Consider the following 3,334-nt stretch of genomic DNA (forward strand, 5'->3'; position numbering starts at 1 on the left):
GCCAGGCGCGGTCTGCCGACGGCGTGCTGTCGGACATGATTCCTCCTCGCGAGCTCAGGGGTGCGCGCAACGCTGCACTTGATGACCAGCATGAACCTGTTCCGTCCGCCGGGGTAAGGGTGTTAGCCGGTTCGTTACCAGGGCGCTCGCGCGAGTTGACACGTTATGTCACTGTGACCCTATTTCGCGTTTGAGCTGTGCTACTGGGCTTTGAGTCCTTATTCTCGTCGCGTAACCCGGCGCCGCACCTGTTTCGTTGTGCGCCCGGGGAGATCGGAGAGGGACCCGGGGTTGATGGCACGGTACGAGGAATGGGATGACGACCCCGAGCAGGAGTCCGACGATCGGCGTTGGGACGGCCAGCGCTGGCCGCAGGTGAGCGCGGACAGTGCGACCGGCGGTCGCCGCGGTGACCAACCGCGCGTGAATCCGTACTCGATGGTGGCACTGGCCGCCGCGCTGGTGCTGCTGTTCCCGATCGCGATCGTGTTCGGGCTGCTGTCGTTCGGGCATCCACGCGGGCGGGGGATCGCGGTGCTGGCACTGCTGCTCGGTATCTCCGAGGTGGCGGTCGCGGCAGCGATCGGGCTCGCCGTTTTCGGCGGGTTGGACGTGTCGATGCCGGCTCTCGCCCAGTCGGCGGCGACCACGACGCCGACGCCGGTGTCGGTGACCTCGCACACGGCACCGACGGTGACCGAGGCCGTCCCGGTGACGAGCCCCGCGGGCGGCGGCGAGAAGAGCGGCGTGGTCGAGAAGGACACGGAGTGCACCGCGGAGAAGGCCGGTCTGCTCGGCGTCGCGGCAGACGGTGCGACATTGCTGTGTCTGCGCGGACCGAGTGGTCATACCTGGTCGGGGCCGTTCAAGGTATCGGGGTCCTACTACACCGCGGGGGCGAAATGCGATCCCTCGGTGGACAAATCGGGCCGTACCTCCGACAACCACGCGCTTGTGTGCGAGGGCAAGGGCAGCGCCGCGGTCTGGTCGCTGTGGACCACCGAATAGGTTCTCACTCCTTCTTGGCCCGGCTCGGTTGCACGCGCGGCGGCTCGTTGGGCATCTTCGGATACTGCGGTGGCCACGGTGCGTCCATCAGCCCCGCTGCCATATCGCGCTCCGACATCGTCAGCAGCGGTTCGATCGATTGCGGTGCCCGGTGCGCCCAGGGATCACCCGACTCGGCGAGGCGGGCGGGCACGGTGGCCAGCGTGAGCTCATCGGGAACGACGGTGTCGAGTTCGGCCCAGGTGATCGGTGTCGACACCTGACCGCCGACCTTCGGCCGCACCGACCAGGCGCCGAACACGGTCTTGTGCGGGGCGTTCTGATTGAAATCGATGAACACCCGCGAGCCGCGTTCCTCTTTCCACCACTGCGCGGTGATCTCCTCGGGATGCCTGCGCTCGAGCTCCCTGGCCAGCGCCACCGCGGCGGCCCGCACCTCGTAGCCGTCCCAGCGCGGTTCCAGCGCCGCGTAGATGTGCAGGCCACGTGAGCCCGAGGTCTTGATGGACGAGTCGACGCCGAGTTCGGCCAGCAGTTCGCGGGTGAGCACCGCGGCCCGGCGCAGATCATCGAAACCGATGCCGGGCGAGGGATCGAGGTCGATGCGTAGTTCGTCGGCGATCCGCAGATCCGGAACATGATTGGGCCACACGTGAAAACCGAGACAGCCCTGATTCACCGCCCACAGGATGTGCGCGAGATCGTGGGCCACCAGCGCGTCGCTGGTGGTGCCGTTGGGGGTGGACACCTCCACGGTCTGCAACCAGTCCGGCGCGGACTTCGGGACCCGCTTCTGGAACCATGATTTGCCCGACGCGCCGTCGGGATAGCGTTCCAGCAGTAGCGGGCGACCACCGATCACACCGAGCAGCGGTGCGGCGACAGCGCGGTAGTAGTTGACCAGATCGAGCTTGGTCTCGCCGCGTTTGGTGAAGTAGACCTTGTCGGGATTGCTGATGGTGAGCGCCCGGCCGTCGATGTCGAGTTCTACCGCGGCGCTCATCGGCCGACTCCGAAGATCGCGTCGAGCTCGGCGGGCGCCACTTCATCGAGCTGGGCGTACGTGCACGAATCGGGGGTTCGGTCGGCGCGGAACCGCGCCAGCCGCCCGCCGTGGCGGAACCGTCCCGACTGCACGTGCTCGTAGCGCACTTCGGCGACCAGCTCGGGCCGCAGCGGCTCCCACGACAGATCCTTGCCCCCGCTCCAGCGGCTCTGCCCGCCGGGCATCTTGCCGTCGGCGTTCGCCTGCGCGGCGGCGTCGGCCCAGGTGCGCCACGGATGGTCGTCGAGCGCGTTCTCGCGCAACGGCGCCAGCTCGCCGAGCAATTCGCGGCGCCGGGCCGCGGTGAAACTCGACGCCACCCCGACATGGTGCAGATTGCCCTCGTCGTCGAACAGGCCGAGCAGCAGCGAACCGACGCCTTCGCCGTCCTTGTGCATCCGGTAACCGGCGACCACGCAGTCGGCGGTGCGCTCGTGCTTGATCTTGAGCATCACTCGCTTGTCCTGCAGGTAGGCCAGCTCGTCGGACTTGGCCATCACGCCGTCGAAGCCCGCGCCTTCGAAGCGGGTGAACCAGTCCTGAGCCACGTCGGGATCCTGGGTGATCGGTGTGAGATGGATCCGGCCGGGCGCGGCGTCGAGCAACGACTCGAGTTCGCGGCGCCGCTGCGCGAACGGTGCGGTGGTGAGATCGCGATCGCCGAGGGCGAGCAGGTCGAAGGCGACGAAACTGGCCGGTGTCTGCGTCGCGAGTTTGGTGACCCGCGACGCGGCCGGGTGCAACCGCTGCTGCAAGGTGTCGAAATCGAGGCCGTGATCGGTGACGACCACGATCTCCCCGTCGATGACGCAGCGTTGCGGCAGCGCCTCCTTCAGCAGCTCGGCCAGCTCGGGGAAGTACCGGGTGAGCGGGCGGTCGTTGCGGGAGCCGAGTTCGATCTCGTCACCGTCGCGGAACACGACGCAGCGGAAGCCGTCCCACTTCGGCTCATAGCTGAGTCCTGGCTCGCGCGGTAGCGACGGCGTCGACTTGGCCAGCATGGGGCGCACTGGCGGCATCACCGGTAGATCCATCCGATCCTCCTCGCGGGTGTGTTCACCCGTGTCGACGATGCGAGCACGCCCGATTCATCGGTGTGTGAGGCGATCGTAGGACGGGGGACCGACACGTGCGCGGACATCGAGTGCGTGCCTGTCGCGCTCGCCGAGTCCGCGCCGGAGTTCATCGGCGGGCGCGATAACCGCCCTGGCGCGAGATCAGCTGTCGAGCCAGCCGTGCTCGTCGGCGAAGGTGGTGAACCGGTCGCGGATGGTGATGATC

4 protein-coding genes are annotated in these 3,334 nt (G+C 67.8%); 2 read left to right on the forward strand and 2 right to left on the reverse strand.

Annotation, left to right across the window (positions count from 1 at the left end; genetic code table 11):
• Both ACFWF3_RS29395 and ACFWF3_RS29400 read left to right on the forward strand, forming a co-directional pair.
• The coding region (locus tag ACFWF3_RS29395) for a hypothetical protein (protein WP_379316844.1) at positions 1 to 194 on the forward strand (194 nt) is incomplete at its 5' end.
• 100 nt (positions 195 to 294) lie between these two features.
• On the forward strand, positions 295 to 1,008 hold the full coding sequence (locus ACFWF3_RS29400) for a hypothetical protein (protein ID WP_379316846.1): 714 nt from the start codon (positions 295 to 297) through the stop codon (positions 1,006 to 1,008).
• Between the two features lie 4 nt (positions 1,009 to 1,012).
• Here ACFWF3_RS29400 and ligD read toward each other — a convergent pair whose 3' ends face one another.
• Complete coding sequence (gene ligD / locus ACFWF3_RS29405; RefSeq protein WP_379316848.1) at positions 1,013 to 2,011, reverse strand: non-homologous end-joining DNA ligase; 999 nt, start codon at positions 2,009 to 2,011, stop codon at positions 1,013 to 1,015.
• Positions 2,008 to 3,087, reverse strand: a complete 1,080-nt coding sequence (locus ACFWF3_RS29410; RefSeq protein ID WP_379316850.1) for an ATP-dependent DNA ligase — start codon at positions 3,085 to 3,087, stop codon at positions 2,008 to 2,010. Before ACFWF3_RS29410 ends, ligD begins: the two co-directional genes overlap by 4 nt.
• Positions 3,088 to 3,334 lie beyond the last annotated feature (247 nt).

It is taken from the genome of Nocardia sp. NPDC060220 (assembly GCF_042727815.1).
Lineage (GTDB): Bacteria > Actinomycetota > Actinomycetes > Mycobacteriales > Mycobacteriaceae > Nocardia.

Excerpts from the sequence above, each read along its gene's own strand:
- ACFWF3_RS29410 (WP_379316850.1), bottom strand. The coding sequence starts at position 3,087 with ATGGATCTACCGGTGATGCCGCCAGTGCGCCCCATGCTGGCCAAGTCG.
- ligD (WP_379316848.1), bottom strand. The coding sequence starts at position 2,011 with ATGAGCGCCGCGGTAGAACTCGACATCGACGGCCGGGCGCTCACCATC.
- ACFWF3_RS29400 (WP_379316846.1), top strand. The coding sequence starts at position 295 with ATGGCACGGTACGAGGAATGGGATGACGACCCCGAGCAGGAGTCCGAC.